12 protein-coding genes and 1 pseudogene are annotated in these 15,848 nt (G+C 64.6%); 9 read left to right on the plus strand and 4 right to left on the minus strand.

Annotated features, from left to right (window positions below):
• Nucleotides 1-171: 171 nt before the first annotated feature.
• Together FJ417_RS25485 and FJ417_RS25490 are read right to left on the minus strand one after the other, a co-directional pair.
• Entirely contained in the window at nt 172-1,020 is an 849-nt protein-coding gene (locus FJ417_RS25485) for a methyltransferase domain-containing protein (RefSeq protein ID WP_140785331.1), read from the minus strand.
• Nucleotides 1,020-1,601, minus strand: a complete 582-nt coding sequence (locus FJ417_RS25490) for a TetR/AcrR family transcriptional regulator (protein ID WP_140785332.1) — start codon at nt 1,599-1,601, stop codon at nt 1,020-1,022. The genes FJ417_RS25485 and FJ417_RS25490 overlap by 1 nt, the downstream gene beginning before the upstream one ends.
• A gap of 250 nt (nt 1,602-1,851) precedes the next feature.
• Here FJ417_RS25490 and FJ417_RS25495 point away from each other — a divergent pair, with 250 nt between their 5' ends.
• Genes FJ417_RS25495 through FJ417_RS25505 form a run of 3 tightly spaced genes read left to right on the plus strand, consistent with a single transcriptional unit; the run spans nt 1,852 to nt 6,466 of the window.
• Nucleotides 1,852-2,091, plus strand: coding sequence for a hypothetical protein (locus FJ417_RS25495; protein WP_140705518.1), 240 nt, complete (start codon nt 1,852-1,854; stop codon nt 2,089-2,091).
• Nucleotides 2,085-5,282, plus strand: coding sequence for a multidrug efflux RND transporter permease subunit (locus FJ417_RS25500; RefSeq protein ID WP_140785333.1), 3,198 nt, complete (start codon nt 2,085-2,087; stop codon nt 5,280-5,282). The genes FJ417_RS25495 and FJ417_RS25500 overlap by 7 nt, the downstream gene beginning before the upstream one ends.
• A 35-nt stretch (nt 5,283-5,317) precedes the next feature.
• On the plus strand, nt 5,318-6,466 hold the full coding sequence (locus tag FJ417_RS25505; RefSeq protein WP_140785334.1) for an efflux RND transporter periplasmic adaptor subunit: 1,149 nt from the start codon (nt 5,318-5,320) through the stop codon (nt 6,464-6,466).
• Between the two features lie 115 nt (nt 6,467-6,581).
• Here the strand turns inward: FJ417_RS25505 and FJ417_RS33650 are convergent, their stop codons facing one another.
• Nucleotides 6,582-7,157: a LysR substrate-binding domain-containing protein gene (locus FJ417_RS33650; protein WP_246687545.1), complete on the minus strand. Its 576-nt coding sequence runs from the start codon at nt 7,155-7,157 to the stop codon at nt 6,582-6,584.
• Nucleotides 7,158-7,336: 179 nt separating this feature from the next.
• Nucleotides 7,337-7,447 (minus strand): annotated as a pseudogene (locus FJ417_RS33655) (LysR family transcriptional regulator); the annotation flags it as partial.
• A 125-nt stretch (nt 7,448-7,572) separates the two neighbouring features.
• Between FJ417_RS33655 and FJ417_RS25515 the strand changes: the two are divergent.
• From FJ417_RS25515 to FJ417_RS25540, 6 genes are all read left to right on the plus strand, one after another.
• Nucleotides 7,573-8,364: a 2OG-Fe(II) oxygenase gene (locus tag FJ417_RS25515; protein WP_246687543.1), complete on the plus strand. Its 792-nt coding sequence runs from the start codon at nt 7,573-7,575 to the stop codon at nt 8,362-8,364.
• Between the two features lie 97 nt (nt 8,365-8,461).
• Nucleotides 8,462-9,151, plus strand: coding sequence for a GntR family transcriptional regulator (locus FJ417_RS25520; RefSeq protein ID WP_140785335.1), 690 nt, complete (start codon nt 8,462-8,464; stop codon nt 9,149-9,151).
• A gap of 26 nt (nt 9,152-9,177) precedes the next feature.
• A complete protein-coding gene (locus FJ417_RS25525) occupies nt 9,178-10,281 on the plus strand; it encodes a mandelate racemase/muconate lactonizing enzyme family protein (RefSeq protein WP_140785336.1) in 1,104 nt (367 codons plus the stop codon).
• Between the two features lies 1 nt (nt 10,282).
• Complete coding sequence (locus FJ417_RS25530; RefSeq protein ID WP_140785337.1) at nt 10,283-11,467, plus strand: mandelate racemase/muconate lactonizing enzyme family protein; 1,185 nt, start codon at nt 10,283-10,285, stop codon at nt 11,465-11,467.
• A gap of 237 nt (nt 11,468-11,704) precedes the next feature.
• Nucleotides 11,705-13,366, plus strand: a complete 1,662-nt coding sequence (locus FJ417_RS25535) for an ABC transporter substrate-binding protein (RefSeq protein ID WP_140645107.1) — start codon at nt 11,705-11,707, stop codon at nt 13,364-13,366.
• A gap of 119 nt (nt 13,367-13,485) precedes the next feature.
• Entirely contained in the window at nt 13,486-15,840 is a 2,355-nt protein-coding gene (locus FJ417_RS25540; RefSeq protein WP_140785338.1) for a molybdopterin guanine dinucleotide-containing S/N-oxide reductase, read from the plus strand.
• Nucleotides 15,841-15,848: the final 8 nt, after the last annotated feature.

The raw sequence follows: 15,848 nt of genomic DNA on the forward strand, positions 1-15,848 counted from the left end.
CCCGTGCCGTATTCGAAATCAAGCCCGCTGCCACCTCCTCCCGGCAGCGGGCTTTTTCTTTGCCCGCACGGCGATGATGCGGAGGCGGCGCCAGCCCCGTGGCGCGAGCGTCCATCTGACGTTACGGCGAAGGCGCCGAGCCCAACCGCTCACACTTTTCCTTGAATTGCTCTAGGCTTTGGCTGTCGCCAGGTTGGCGCTGAGTTCGAAAGCGACTCCCGATCCATCGGAGTGGGACTGCAGCACGGCAGCGCTCCCGCTCACGATGTCCTCCACAACGCGCTTGCGTTCCTGATCGGTCATTGCCTTGCAGGCAGCACTCATGCCGACCAGCGCCATCGTATTCAATCGCAGGAGGGGCGCGCCGTCCTCAAAGCGTATGATACGCGATATTGTCCTTGATCGCACGTCGTGGAAGCCGACGTCCCGGAGCAGCGCCTCGAGCGGCGCCGAGTTCCCAAAGCTGTGGCGCAGGTCTGCGATTGGGCCGAGGAGTCGCTCGGCGACGCGGCGGAGTTCTCGAAAGAAGGGGATTTCCTCATCGGACCGCCAAGTGGCAACCGCCAACATGCCGCCCTGCGCCAGCGCTCGCCGCATCTCCGCCGCCGCAGCGGGCTTGTCGGGAACGAACTGCAGACCCTGCTGACAGACGACCACGTCGAACTGCTCTCCGTCGCGGAGCGGCAGCGCACTGGCATTGCCGGCGCGCCAGTCGATGTCCGGCGCCACGGTGCGCGCGACGGCGAGCATATCCGGGCTGATGTCGATGCCGACAACATAGCCGGCGGCACCAAGCCGTTCCTTGGCAACGCGCGCAACTATCCCTGTGCCACAAGCGATGTCCAAGACACGATGGCCTGGGGACAGCCTTACCTCTTCGAAGGTCACTTCGGCCCAAGGGCGAAAGAGAGGACCCACGAGCCAGCGCTCATACATCTCCGGAAAACTTGCCTGACCCATTGCATGGCTGGGTGCCTGATTCTGAGACAGGATCACAGAGTCAGGATGAGGCGAAGACATCAGCGCGCCCGGAACGAGGCGATCAGGCTTTCGGCCATGCGCACGAATTGCGCGCTCGGGCCTTCGGCGCCGACGCTCTGCATCGAAACGCGCGCGCCTTCGAGCAGCAGCGACAGTGTGTCGGCGAGCAGCTCGGCCTGGCCGATGCCGGCATCGCGGCAAAGCGCAACCAGCTTCTCGCGCTGGGCCTCCTTCAGTTCCTTGATGACGCGCCTGGCCGGGTGATCGATCTCGGTGAGCTCGACGGCGGCATTGGCCATGTCGCAGCCGCGGCTGTCGGCGCTGAGCAGTTCGGAAGCCTTTTGAACCCAGGCATACAACTGGGCGAGCTTGTCGCCGGGATGCTTGGCCTCGAACTCGTCCCAGATCCTTGACGCCTTCGCCGCCGTGGCGCGCAGGCATTCGACGATCAATTCGTCCTTGGATTCGAAGTGACGGTAAAGCGTCATCTTGTTCGTGCCGGCAGCCTCGGTGATGGCGTCGACGCCAACACCCTTGATGCCGTGCTTGTGGAACATGTCCTGCGCCGTCTCCAGGATTCGATCCCGGGGGCGGGAACGCTCCGCGACGCCGTCAGTCATGATGATCTCCTTTCGTCGTTTCCAAAAAAACCGTCGCCACCTCTTGACTAGGGTGTTACCGGTCTGTAACTTCCAGCATGTTACTTACTGGTAACACCTGTATCGCTCGCCGTCAAACGACAAGGCCTCCGATAGCCCTGCCAGAGTGAGATAGGACGCAAAACCTGCCTGTCATGCGGCTTCGGCCGGTGAAGAACGAGAAAAAGCGGCCCGTGATCAATCGATGCGGGCCGAGCAAGGAGCCGCTCCTATGCAAAAGCGCAAAGACCTGACGATCGACGAAGCCATCCGGGATCCGATGATCCGGCTGGTGATGAAGGCGGACGGGATCGACCCCAAAGCCTTCGAACGGATGCTGCGCTCACGCGCGGCGGAACAGGCGCCGGGCGACGATGACCCGCCTTCCTTCCTGGCGGATTCCGGCTCCGGCCGGGCCCGGCGCCTGCGCCATTTCGCGAAACCGTTCGGCGAGGCGTCCGCATCATGGTGAACTTCTTCATCCACCGCCCGATCTTCGCCTCGGCGATCGCCATCATCATGGTGCTCGCCGGTGCGATCGCCTATTTCCTGTTGCCGGTCTCGCAGTTCCCCGACATCACGCCCCCGCAAGTCGTGGTCAGCGCCCATTATCCGGGCGCCAGCGCGCAGGTCGTGGCCGATACGGTCACCACGCCGCTCGAGCAGCAGATCAACGGCGTGCAAGGCATGACCTACATGTCGTCGACGAGCTCGAATGACGGCTCCTCGACCATCACCATCACCTTCGACGTCGGCTATCCGCTGAGCACGGCGGCCGTCGACGTACAGAATCGCGTCTCGCAAGCGGCATCCTCCCTGCCGGCCATCGTCAACCAGGGCGGCGTGACGATCAAGAAGCAAAACCCCAATTTCGTGCTGATCGTCGACCTCACCTCGCCGGACGGCTCGGTCGATCCGGTGGCGCTGAGCAACCTCGCCTATCTGCAGGTGGTCGATCCGCTGAAGCGCCTGCCCGGCGTCGGCGACGTGCAGATCTTCGGCGAGCGCCGCTATTCGATGCGCGTCTGGCTCGACCCGGACAAGCTTGCCAATCTCGGCATCACCGCCGTCGACGTGCAGAACGCGATCGCCGAGCAGAACGTGCAGGTGGCGGCCGGCAAGATCGGCCAGTCGCCGGCGCCCGCCGGCACCGCCTTCGAAATGCAGGTCAACGCGGTGGGCCGGCTCAGCGACCCGAAGGAATTCGGCGACATCGTCGTGCGCGCCAATTCGCAGAACGGCTCGCTGGCGCGCCTGCGCGACGTTGCCCGCATCGAGCTCGGCGCGCTGCAATATTCTTCCTCCGCCTTCTTCGGCAAGGACCCGACAGTGGTTTTGGCCGTCTACCAGATGCCCGGCTCCAACGCCCTCGACCTGCAGCAGCGGGTCAAGGACAAGATGCAGGAGCTGTCGCAGCGCTTCCCAAAGGGTGTCAACTACGCCATGCATTACGACACGACGCGCTTCGTGTCGGCTTCGATGCATGACGTGCTGATCACGCTCGGCGAAGCGCTGGTGCTGGTCGTGGCGGTGGTGTTCATCTTCCTGCAGAGCTGGCGCACCACGATCATCCCGACCATCGCCATTCCCGTCTCGCTGATCGCGACATTGGCGATCATGTATATGCTGGGCTTCTCGCTCAACATGCTCTCGCTGCTCGGCATGGTGCTGGCGATCGGTCTTGTGGTCGACGACGCTATCGTCGTGGTCGAGAATGTCGAGCGACAGCTGGAGGCCGGGCTCAAGCCGCTTGCCGCGACACGCGCGGCGATGGCCGAGGTGACCGGGCCGATCATCGCCACCACGGCGGTGCTGATGGCGGTGTTCGTTCCCGTCGCCTTCATCCCTGGCGTCTCCGGCCGGCTCTACAACCAGTTCGCGTTGACAGTCGCGATCTCTGTCGGCATTTCCGCCTTCAACTCGCTGACGCTGTCGCCTGCGCTGAGCGCCGCCTTCCTGCGCCATCGCGGCGAGACCCAGTTCGTGCTGTTCCGCTGGTTCAACGCCGGCTTCGACTGGCTGTCGCATGCCTATGCGCATGGCGTGCGCATCCTGATCAAGCTGCGCTGGGCGATGCTCGGCCTGTTTGCGGCGGGTCTGGTCGCCACCTATTTCGTCTGGCAGAAACTGCCCTCGACCTTCCTGCCGGTCGAAGACCAGGGCTATTTCTTCGTCGTCATCCAGCTGCCGGACGGCGCTTCGCTCGAACGCACGGATGCGGTGGCGCAGAAGGCGCGCGACATCCTGCAGAACACGCCCGGCGTCGACATCGTCGGCTCGATCAGCGGCCTGAACTTTTTGACCAGCGCCGCCCAATCGAACTCGGCGGTGGAGTTCGCGATCCTCAAGCCATGGGACGAACGCGGCCCAGACCAGAGCGCGTCGAAACTGGTCGAGCAGGTGCGCGGCAAGCTGTTGCAGATGCCGGATGCGTTCGCGCTGTCCTTCGACCCCCCCTCGATCCCCGGCATAGGCACCACCGGCGGCTTCGAGTTCCAGGTGGAGGATCTCTCCGGACGCGGCAGTGCGGCGCTGAACGATGTCACGCAGGCGCTGATCGCAGAAGCGCGCAAGCAGCCGGAGCTCAACCCGCAACAGCTGTTCTCGTCCTTCTCGACCTCGACGCCGCAGTTCAACTACGACCTCGACCGCAGCAAGGCGAAGCTGCTCGGCCTCAACCTGCCGGACGTGTTCAACACGCTGCAGATCTATCTCGGCTCGCTCTATGTCAACGACTTCAACCTGTTCGGCCGCACCTTCCGCGTGACCATTCAGGCCGACAAAGACGCGCGCGCCGACGCCACCGACATCTCGCGGCTCTATGTGCGCAATGCGTCGGGCGGCATGGTGCCGCTGAGCACGCTGGGCAGGCTGGTGCCGATCGTCGGTCCGGAGACCGTGCCGCACTACAACAACAATGCCTCGGCCCTGATCAATGGCGGCGCTGCCCCCGGCTTCTCGTCCGGGCAGGCGGTGGCGGCCATGGAACGGGCGGCGGCGAACGTGCTGCCGCGCGACTTCGGCTACGAGTGGACCGGCATCACCTATCAGGAGCTCAAGGCCGGATCGATCGCTTCGGTCGTGTTCGGGCTGGCGATCGTCTTCGTCTTCCTGATCCTGGCGGCGCAGTATGAAAGCTGGGCGATGCCCTTCATGGTGCTGCTCGCCGTGCCGCTCGCCCTGTTCGGCGCCTTCGTGGTGCTCCTGCTGCGCGGCATGCAGATCGACGTCTACTCGCAGATCGGCTTCGTCATGCTGATCGGCCTGGCGGCCAAGAACGCGATCCTGATCGTCGAGTTCGCCAGACGCCGGCGCGAGGAAGGGCTCACCATCGTCGAAGCGGCGATGGAAGCCGCGAGGCTTCGCCTGCGGCCGATCCTGATGACGGCCTTCGCCTTCATCCTCGGGGTGCTGCCGCTGATGTTCGCGACCGGTGCAGGTGCGGCCAGCCGTCAGTCGATCGGCACCACCGTCTTCGGCGGCATGGTGGCGGCGACGATCCTGTCGCTGGTCTTCGTGCCGGTCTTCTACGCGGTGATCGAGCAGTTGCGCGAACGCGGCGAAAAGGAACCGGCCAAGGGCCACCACGAGGCCCCTCGGCCAGAAGAAATTGAACCGACCGCCGAGCCGGCGCTTCAGCCGCTGGCCCAGGCGGCTGAATAGCTCGCCAAGCGGCTGAATAAGGATTGGAGATCAAAATGCGTAGATGGAAAATCGCTTTGGGGACGGCCGTCGCGCTGGGCGCGATCTCGGTGGCAAGTGTCCACCTGCTCGACATGGGCAATCTCAGCGGAGGCACGGCGGGCGCCGCGCCCGCGCCGGCAGCCTTCGTCATGCCCGTGCCGGTGGTGAATGTCGTGAAAAGGACGCTGCCGATCTATCTCGACTACGCCGCGCGGGTCGAGTCGATCCGCAGCATCACGCTGCAGGCGCGCGTGCCGGGCTATCTGCAGGAACAGACCGCGGCCGACGGCAGCGACGTCAAGCAGGGCGATATGCTCTACCGAATCGCGCCCGATGACTATCAGGCCGCGCTGGACCAGGCGAAGGCCCAGGTGCAGCGCGATACCGCGACGCTCGACTATGCAAAATCCAATCTCGGCCGCGGCACCGATCTTGCCAAGGCCGGTTACCTCGACAAGGACAGTTTCGACCAGCGCACCAGCAATCTGCGCACGGCGCAAGCCGCCCTTGCCGTCGACCAGGCGGCGGTGCGGACGGCCGAGCTCAATCTCGGCTATGCCGAAATCAAGGCGCCGTTCCCGGGTCGTATCGGCCGCAACCAGGCCTCGGTCGGCACGCTGGTCAGCGTCGCCGGAACGGTGCTCAACACGCTGGTGCAGCTCGATCCGATCTATGTGACCTTCAATCCGAGCGAGACCGACCTCGTCCAGATCGAGCAGGCGAAGGCCAACGGTCCGATCGCCGTCGACGTGCTCCTGCCTGGCGAGACCCAGCCCAGCCAGAAGGGTGAGCTCACCTTCATCGACAACACGATCGACCACTCGACCGGCACGATCACGGCGCGCGCCACGATCGGCAACGCCAAGTTCACGCTGCTGCCGGGACAGTATGTGCGGGTGCGCCTGCATGTGAAGGAACAGCCCAACACGCTGATGGTGCCGCAGGTAGCGCTGGGTTCCAGCCAGCTCGGCAAGTACCTCTATGTCATCGGCAAGGGCAACACCGTCGACCAGAAGCTGGTGTCGCTTGGGCCTACCGATGGCGACCTGATTTCCGTGACCTCAGGCATCTCCGAGACCGATCAGGTGATCACGGGCAATCTGCAGAAAATCGGACCCGGAATGCCGGTTTCTCCCTTGCCGCAACCGAAACCGGCCAGCTGATAACCCCCATCAGTTTCCGGTCCGACGGCGCCCTCGACACCCACGTCGAGGGCGCCGTTTTGCTATGAGGGCTCAGGCGGCTCCCGACGCTGGCTCCGTGCGCGGCTTAGTGGAATTACTTGCCAAGCAGCGCGACCAATCCCGCAACATCCGCGCGTTCCGCCTTCGCCGGCAGCATGAAGGCGCAATAGGGCTGGCCGAGACGAACCGAGACGGACGACAGCGCGATCAATCGGCCGGCTTCGAGATCCGCGGTCGCCATCACCCTTTGTCCCAGGGCTACCCCCAACCCCAGCCGCGCCGCGCCGATCGCCAGGCTGGACAGGCCGACGCGGCGGCCATGCGAAGGGTCCGGCGCGCGGCTGCCGCCGGCGGCGGCGAACCAGTCCGCCCAGCTCGGGTGCGAGGCATAGTTCGGCCCCCAATTGGTGTGGATGAAGTGGCTCTCATGCACGTCCGCCAAGCTGGCGGCGCCATTGCCGTGACGCTGCCAGAAATCGGGCGCGGCGACCGGCAGCACCTCGTCATGACGAGCCGCACCATCTTCAACGCCGGATAGTGGTAGTCGCCATAAGAGATGCGCAGGTCGATGTTCTGGCGCACCACGTCGACGGGATCGTCCTCGACCCGGACATCGATCGCCATCCGCGGAAAACCGTCGAGCAGCACGCCAAGCCTCGGCGCCAGCCACAGCTCGGCCAGCGAGAACGGCACGCTCACCACGAGGCGCGTGCGCAAGCCGCCTTCCAGCATGCGCCGGCCGACCGCCGCGATCTCGCCCAGCGCGTGCGCCGTCTGCGGATAGATAGCGTGGCCGGCATCGGTCAGCGCGATGCGATTGCCGTTGCGCATGAAGAGCTGCTTGCCGAACCAGTCTTCCAGGTTGCGGATCTGCTGGCTGACCGCGGCCGACGACACACCGAGCTCGCTTGCGGCGAGCGTGAAGCTGCCGGCGCGCGCAGCGACCTCGAAAGTCCTCATCGCGTTCAATGGCGGAAGCTTGTCCACGTTTCCCTCGAAAGTTTTTCTTGGGAGAGCCTAACAATTTTCCGCGTTGCGGCAAAGATTTCCTTGCCGTGTAGTGACCTCGGATTTCGGAGGACGCTATGATCGAAAACATTCTCGACTTGGACCGCTACCCGCTCGACCGCGAGGGCAGTGCCGAATGGCAGCGGCTGGTGGACGAGTCCAAGGCCGCGCTGGCGGCAAACGGCATGTTCAATCTGGAAAGGTTCCTGCGCCCGGGCATTGCCGAAAAGGCGGTCGCCGAGATCCGGCCGGTAATGGACACGCGCTCGCATGTCCACAGGCGCATGCACAACATCTACTTCAAGCCGTCGATCCCGGAGCTTTCGCCGGACCATCCGGCGCTGCGCAAGGTCGAGACGATCAGCCATACGGTCTGCGCCGACCAGATTCCCGGCAGCACCGTGCTTTCAATCTACGAATACGCGCCGCTGGCGCGATTCCTGGCGGCGACGATGGACAAGCCGCAATTGCATGTCATGCAGGATCCGCTGGCCCGCGCCAATGTCATGGGCTACCGCGCCGGCGAAGCGCTCAACTGGCATTTCGACCGCTCGGAATTCACCACGACGTTGTTGCTGCAAGCCCCGGAGGTCGGCGGCGACTTCGAATACCGCACCGACCTGCGCTCGGACGACAACCCGAACTATGACGGCGTGGCCAAGCTGCTCGAGGGACGCGATCCCGAAGCCAAGATCCTGCGCATCAATGCCGGCACGCTCAACGTCTTCCGCGGCAAGAACACCGCGCACCGCGTGACCACCGTCGAAGGCAACCGCGAGCGCATGATCGCGGTGTTTTCCTATTACGAACGTCCTGGCGTCATGTTCACCGATGAGGAGCGGATCGGCTTCTACGGGCGAGCGGCTTGAGGCTGCAGGTTCAAAATCCGGAATTCACGGAAATCGGCTCTTGTTAGATTGTCGACAATCTGCTTGTCTTGCAGAAGTTCCTCTCGGGAGTCGACACATGGCAAAGCCGGATTTCAGTCCGATCGCGGATACGACGCGCAGGGCGGAGATCGTCGCCCTGCTGAGGCGCGCCATCCTGACTGGACAGCTGGAACCGGGGCAAAAGCTCAACGAGCTTAGGATTTCCGAACAGATGCGGGTGAGCCGCGCGCCATTGCGCGAGGCGATGCGCGAGCTGGTGCAGGAAGGCATCCTGACCAGCATCTCCTATGCCGGAACCTTCGTCATCGAGGTCACCGCCAAGGATATCGTCGACGCCTATTCCCTGAACCAGGTGCTGGACGAGTTCGCCATCGAGAAGACCTGGCCGCAGCGCGACCAGCGCTTCTTCGACGAGCTCGACCGCCGCCATGAAGCGGTGAAGCAGGCGACGCGGGCGAAGGACACCACGCGCCAGATCGAGATGGCGCTGCAGCTGCACGGGCTGATCTACGAATGGGCCGACAATTCGGTGCTGCTGGAGACCTGGCAGCGCCTGACCAGCCGGCTGCAGATGTATTTCGCCCTGCACCAGCGCGCCCGCAACGAGCCGGTGCCGGCCGAGGATGTGCACGAAACCTATGTGGCGCTGCTCAAAGGCGCGGACATGCGGGCCGCCCAACGCCATGCGCGCGAGCATATCGGCCTCGATTTCGAAGAACTTCTTGCCTATGCGCGCGGCCTCGAAAAGCGCGCATCGAAGAACTGACAGACGTACGGACAACGGACACGAACATGAAGATCAAGAGCATCAAGGCCTATCATGTCGTCCAGCCCTTCGTGGACGGGCCTTACCGCATGTCGAAGGGGCGGGTCGCCGACTGCTTCGACGCGGTGATCGTCGCCATCACGTCCGACAGCGGCGTGACCGGATGGGGCGAGATGGCGCCGCTCGGCAATTTCTATTCGGCCGCGTTTCCGGCGGGAACACGCGCGGGCGTGCCGGAGATCGCGCCGCATCTCATCGGCCAGGATCCGCGCGGGCTGGCCGGCATCGGCCGGCTGATGGACACGGTGTTCAAGGGCCATCCCTACATCAAGTCCGCGCTCGACATGGCGTGCTGGGATCTGGCCGCTCGCGCGGCCGACGTGCCTCTGGTGACGATGCTCGGCGGGCGCGAGAGCGACATGGCGGAGACCTACCGGGTCGTCACCCACGGCACGCTCGACCAGATGGCGGCGCTGGCCAAGCGGATCATCGCCGAAGGGTGCCGGCGCCTGCAGGTCAAGGTCGGCGGCAATGTGCATGACGACATCGAGCGGATCGCGGCGGTGGCCGCCGCCGTGCCGAAGGGCACGGTGATCTTCTGCGACGCCAATGCCGGCTGGACGCCTTACCAGGCGCGGCAGTTCGCCGACGCCACGCGCGGCATCGACTACACGTTCGAGCAGCCCTGCACGACCATCGAGGAGAACATGTCGGTGCGCCGCATGCTCGACAAGCCGATGGTGCTGGACGAATCCGTCACTTCGCTGGGCGAGATGCTGGAGATCCACCGCAGGGGTGCCGCCGACGGTTTGACGCTGAAGATTTCGCGCTTGGGCGGGGTGACGCAGACAAGGCTGATCCGCGACGTCGCCGTCGATCTCGGCTTCATGATCACAGTCGAGGATACGGGCGGCGCCGAGATCGACACCGCGGCCATGGCGCATCTGTCGCTGTCGACGCCGCAAGAGCGCCGGCTGCATGCCATCGCTTTCCACGAATGGGTGACTGTGCGCACGGCCAGGAATGCTCCACCGGTGACCGGCAGCCATATGGGCATTCCCGACGGCCCCGGCCTCGGCATCGACGTAGACCCGGGCCTGCTCGGCGAACCCTTCTTCGAGATCGGCTGAAATGAAGATCAGGCGCGTCAAGGCAACACCCATCAATTACAGGCTGGAGGCCCCTTATGTCTGGGTCTTCGGCGAGCTCGACGGCTTCTCGCCGACCATCGTCGAGGTCGAGACCGAGGACGGACTTGTCGGCATCGGCGAGGCGCCGACGCCAGGCGCGGCCGCCGTCATCAATGACGTGCTGGCGCCGAGGCTTGCCGGGCGCGACGCCTTCGACATCGCCGGAGCGGAGGAAGTCTGCCTGCCCTTCTGGAGCGGCGTGCAATCGACCAACGACCGCACCCGCATCATGGCCTTCGGCGCCATCGAGATGGCGCTGTGGGACCTGCGCGGCAAGGCCTGGAAGCAGCCGCTCTATCAGTTGCTCGGCGGTGCGGTGCGAAAGGACATTCCCTTCACCGACTATTTTTCGCTGCGCGGCGATGGAGCCAAGGTGAAAGGCGAGAAGACGCCGGAAGAAGTCGCCGACTACTGCGTCGAACTCAACGAGCGCCACGGCACGACCTTCTTCGAGGGCAAGTTCTCGACGCACGATCCGAAAGTTTCGCTGAAGATGGTCGAGCTCATCCGCAAGAAGCTTGGCGACGATGCAATGATCCGCATCGATTCCAACCAGGCCTATTCGCTGGCGACCGCCAGGCAGTTGACGCGGCCGCTGGAAGAGCTCGGCGTGCGCAACTGGGAGGATCCGGTGGCGACCAACGAGGAGATGCGCGAGCTTCGCCGCCACACCTCGATCCCGTTCTCGACCCATAACATCGACATTGCCCGCGCCATTGAGCTGAAGGTTCCGGACGCCTTCGTCGGCAACCCGACGGCGCATGGCGGTATCAACCGGATGCTGCGCTTCGTCGGCGCCTGCGAGCACGCCGGCATCGATTACTGGTGCTACAGCGGCGACACCGGCATCGGCAGCGCCTGCTACCTGCATCTGTGCGCCGCGCTCGGCTGGATCAGGGAGCCCAACCAGTCGTTGTTTCGCATGCAGCCGATGGACATCATCAAGGAAGGCCCGTTCGCGCCGAAAAACAACGTCGTACGGGTGCCTGAAGGCCACGGCCTCGGGGTCACGCTATCGCGGGAAGGGCTTGCCGCCTGCCATCGCGACTTCGTCGAAAACGGCCCCTGCAACAAATATCACGACCCGGAAAAGCCCGGGACCTACCGCAGATTGCCGCTGAATTAGGAGGATGTCGAAAAGCAAACAGCACTTATCGAAAAAAGGGCGGCCACGAGGCGCCTGGCCGACAGACAATCCATCAAGAAAATCTGACTTTTCCGTCCCAAGGAGCGGATGGACCGGTCGGAACCGCATGCTACTGTATATCGACCGATACCGAGTGCCTGGACCGGAGAACTCCACGGAACTCGTCTACTGGAATGCACCCGCCAACCATAACAACTGGGGAAAGGGCTTAGACCCATGAGCAAGAACTATCGCATTCTCGATCTCATCCGGCGCGGCCGGACGCCACTCGAAAACCACCTCATCGACGGCCTGATCGACGGCCGCATCAGCCGCCGCGAATTCGTGCGCCACGGCAGCCTGCTCGGCCTGTCGCTGCCGCTGCTCGGCCGCATCGGCATGGCCGCCGGCTTCGGCGCGGCACCCTCGCTCGCTCGCGCCGGCGCGCCCGGCGCCACCATCCGCGTCGGCAGCAGCGTGCCGGCAGCGGCGATCGACCCGGTCACCATCGCCGACGCCGGTGGCCTGCTCGTCATGCAACAGGTCGCGGAATTCCTCTGCGTCGACGGTCCGGACCTCGTTCTGAAGCCGGCACTGGCGGAAAGCTGGTCGCCGAACACCGACGGCACGGTGTGGACCTTCAAGCTGCGCAAGGGCGTGAAATTCCACTCGGGCGGCGAGATGAAGGCCGACGACGTGGTGGCCAGCATCGACCGGCTCGCCGATCCGGCAAACTCGTCCAACGCGCTGTCGGTATTCACAGGTATCCTGCAGAAGGGCGCCTCGAAGAAGGTCGATGACTACACCGTCGAATTCCACCTCGATGCGCCGAACGGCAACTTCCCCTACATGCTGTCCTCCGACAACTACAACGCCGTCATCATCCCGGCGAGCTACAAGGGCGGCTACGAGCAGAGCTTCGACGGCACCGGGCCGTTCAAGCTCGAAAAATACACGCCCAAGGTCGGCGCCTCCTTCGTGCGCAACGACGACTACTGGGGCGAAAAGGCTCTGCCGGACCGCACCGAATTCACCTTCTTCACCGACATCCAGCCGCAGATCCTGGCGCTGCAGGGCGGCCAGATCGACATCATCAACCAGATGCCGGTGCTGGCGGGCGTCGCGGTGCTGAACGATCCGAATGTCGACGTCATCAGCCTGAAGTCGTCCGCGCATCAGCAGCTGCATATGCATTGCGACGAGGGCCCGACCAAGGACGCTCGCGTGCGCCGCGCCATCGCGCTCTGCCTCGACCGTGAAAAGCTCGCCGCCGGCCTGATGAAAGGGCGTTCGGCACTCGGCAACGATAGCCCGTTCGCCCCTGTCTACCCTTCGACGGACACCAGCGTGCCGCAACGCAAGCAGGACATCGCCCAGGCCAAGCAACTGATGGAAGCGGCGGGCGCCGGCCAGGGCTTCAAGATGACGCTCACCACCGAGCGCTATCTGGAAATCCCGGAATACGCCCAGCTCATCCAGAACTGGGTCAAGGAAATTGGCATCGAGCTCGAGCTCAACATCTTGGACCAGAGCGCCTATTATGGCGATGCTGTGTTCGGCAAGTCGAACTGGCTGGATTCGGCGATGGGCATCACCGATTACGGCCACCGCGGCGTGCCCAACGTCTATCTGGCGGCACCCTTGAAGAGCGACGGCACCTGGAATGCCGCCCACTTCAAGAACAAGGACTACGACCAGATGGCGGCGAGCTATATCGCGGCCCTCGACCTCGAGGCGCAGAAGGCCACCGCCGGCAAGATCCAGAAGCTGCTGCTCGAGGAAACGCCGGTCATCTTCGGTTATTTCTACGACTACCTGACGGCGACGGCGAAAGGCGTGGCAGGCGTGCAGCCCACCGCCATGTCGCAGTTGTTCCTCGAGAAGGCGTCGAAAGGCTGAGCATGAGGCAAGCATAGATCCCGCACCGCCAGTCTCGAAGGGGGCTGGCGGTTCGCGGCCGGTCGGAGCAGGGCGACAAGGCACCCTGCCCCGACCGTCGTGGCTGGATGATGCGTCCCATGGGAACCGCAACCCTGCTCACCACCATGCATTGGGGGACGTACGAGATCCGCGCCGAGAACGGCCGGCTCGTCGGCGTCGAGCCGTGGAGCGGCGATCCCGACCCGTCGCCGATTGGCCGATCGATGCTCGGCACGGTGCAAGGCGAGCTGCGCGTCGCCCGCCCGGCCATCAGGCGCGGCTGGCTGGAGGGAGACAGGTCCAGCCCGGCAAGCCGGCGAAGCGACGAGCCCTTCGTGGAAGTGTCCTGGGAAGTCGCGCTGGACATCGTGGCGGCTGAGCTGGAGCGCGTTCGCTCGACGCATGGCAACAGCGCGATCTATGCGGGCTCGTATGGATGGGCGAGCGCCGGGCGCTTCCACCATGCGCAGGGCCAGGTCCACCGCTTCCTCAACACGATCGGCGGCTATACCGGCTCGGTGCTGAGTTATTCCTATGGCGCGGCCGAGATCATCCTGCCGCATGTGCTGGGCAGCACCGATGCGCTGACCGGCAACCACACCACCTGGGACGGGATCGAACGGCACGCCAAGCTTATTGTCGCCTTCGGCGGGCTGCCATGGCGCAACACGCAGGTGCAGGGCGGCGGCTCGGCGCGGCACGAGGCGTCGGCGGCCTTGCGCAACGCCGTCGCCAATGGCGCACGGTTGATCAATGTCTCGCCGGTGCGCGACGACGCGCCGCGTGGCATCGACACCGAATGGCTGCCGCTGCGGCCGAACAGCGACACCGCCGTGATGCTGGCGCTTTGCCATGCGCTGATCGGCAAGGGTCTGCACGACGAGGCGTTCATGGAGCGCTACTGCACCGGCTTCCAGACAGTGCGTGCCTATATACTGGGCGAAAGCGACGGCCAGCCGAAGGATCCGGCATGGGCGGCGAAACTCAGCGGCGTCGACGCGGCAACGATCGATGCACTGGCCCAGGAGATGGCCGCCAAGCGCACCATGCTGATGGTCAGCTGGTCGCTGCAGCGCGCCGATCATGGCGAGCAGCCCTATTGGGCGGCGATCACGCTCGCCGCGTTGCTCGGCCAGATCGGGCTGCCAGGCGGCGGCATCGGCTTCGGCTATTCCTCGACCAATGGCGCCGGCAGGCCGGAGATGGGATTCCGCTGGCCTTCGGTGCCGCAAGGCAAGAATGCCGTGGCGCATTTCATCCCTGTCGCGCGCATGGCCGACATGCTGCTCAATCCAGGCGGATCGTTCGACTTCAACGGCGCTGCGCTGACCTATCCCGACATCAGGCTCGTCTACTGGGCCGGCGGCAATCCGTTCCATCACCACCAGGATCTCAACCGTCTGGTCGAGGCCTGGCGGCGGCCTGAAACGGTGATCGTCAACGAGCAATTCTGGACGGCGACGGCGCGTCATGCCGACATCGTGCTACCGGTGACGACAGCGCTGGAGCGCAACGACCTCGCCTTCTCGAACCGTGAAAACCTGATCGTCGCCATGAAGCAGGCGATCGAGCCGTTCGAAGAGGCGCGCGACGATTTTGCCATCTTCGCCGATTTGGCAGTGCGGCTCGGCACGAGCGATGCCTTCACCGAAGGGCGCGGCGCCGACGAATGGATCCGGTATCTCTACGGCCAAGCCGTGGAGAATGCCGGCGCGGCCGGTGTGAAGATGCCGCCCTTCGACCGGTTCTGGCAGGACGGCCATGCCGAGCTTGCGCGCTCGGTGACGTCGCAGACCTTCCTTGGCGCCTTCCGGGCCGATCCGGAGCGGCATCCCTTGGCGACGCCGTCCGGACGCATCGAGCTTTTCTCGGCGACGGTCGAGTCGTTCGGCTATGACGACTGCCCCGGCCACGCCGTATGGCGCGAGCCGCGGGAGTGGCTGGGCAATGCCGGCCTGGCGGAGAATTTTCCGCTGCATCTCTTGTCGCCGCAGCCGGCCGACAAGCTGCACAGCCAGTACGACCATGGGTCAGTCAGCCGGGCGAACAAGGTCGCGGGCCGCGCGCCGCTGCTGATCAATCGCGAGGACGCGACGGCACGCGGCATCGTGGACGGCGCGGTGGTCAAAGTTTTCAACGATCGCGGATCGTGCCTCGCCGGCGCCGTGCTCACCGACAATCTGATCCCCGGCGTGGTGCAGTTGCCGACCGGCGCCTGGTTCGATCCGGCCCGGCCGGGCGAGCCGGAGGGCCTCGAAAAGCACGGCAATCCGAATGTGCTGACGCCCGATCGCGGCACGTCGCGGCTTGCGCAATCGCCGACCTGCAATTCGACGCTGGTTCAGGTGTCGCGGTTTACGGGAGCCGTTCCGCCCGTGACAGCCTTCGATCCGCCTGCCACTATGAGCTTGTCCGATGCATCCGGCTCGGCTGGGCGCAAAGGTCTTTCGTAAGGAGACGC

The organism is Mesorhizobium sp. B3-1-7 (assembly GCF_006439385.1).
Classification (GTDB): Bacteria; Pseudomonadota; Alphaproteobacteria; order Rhizobiales; family Rhizobiaceae; genus Mesorhizobium.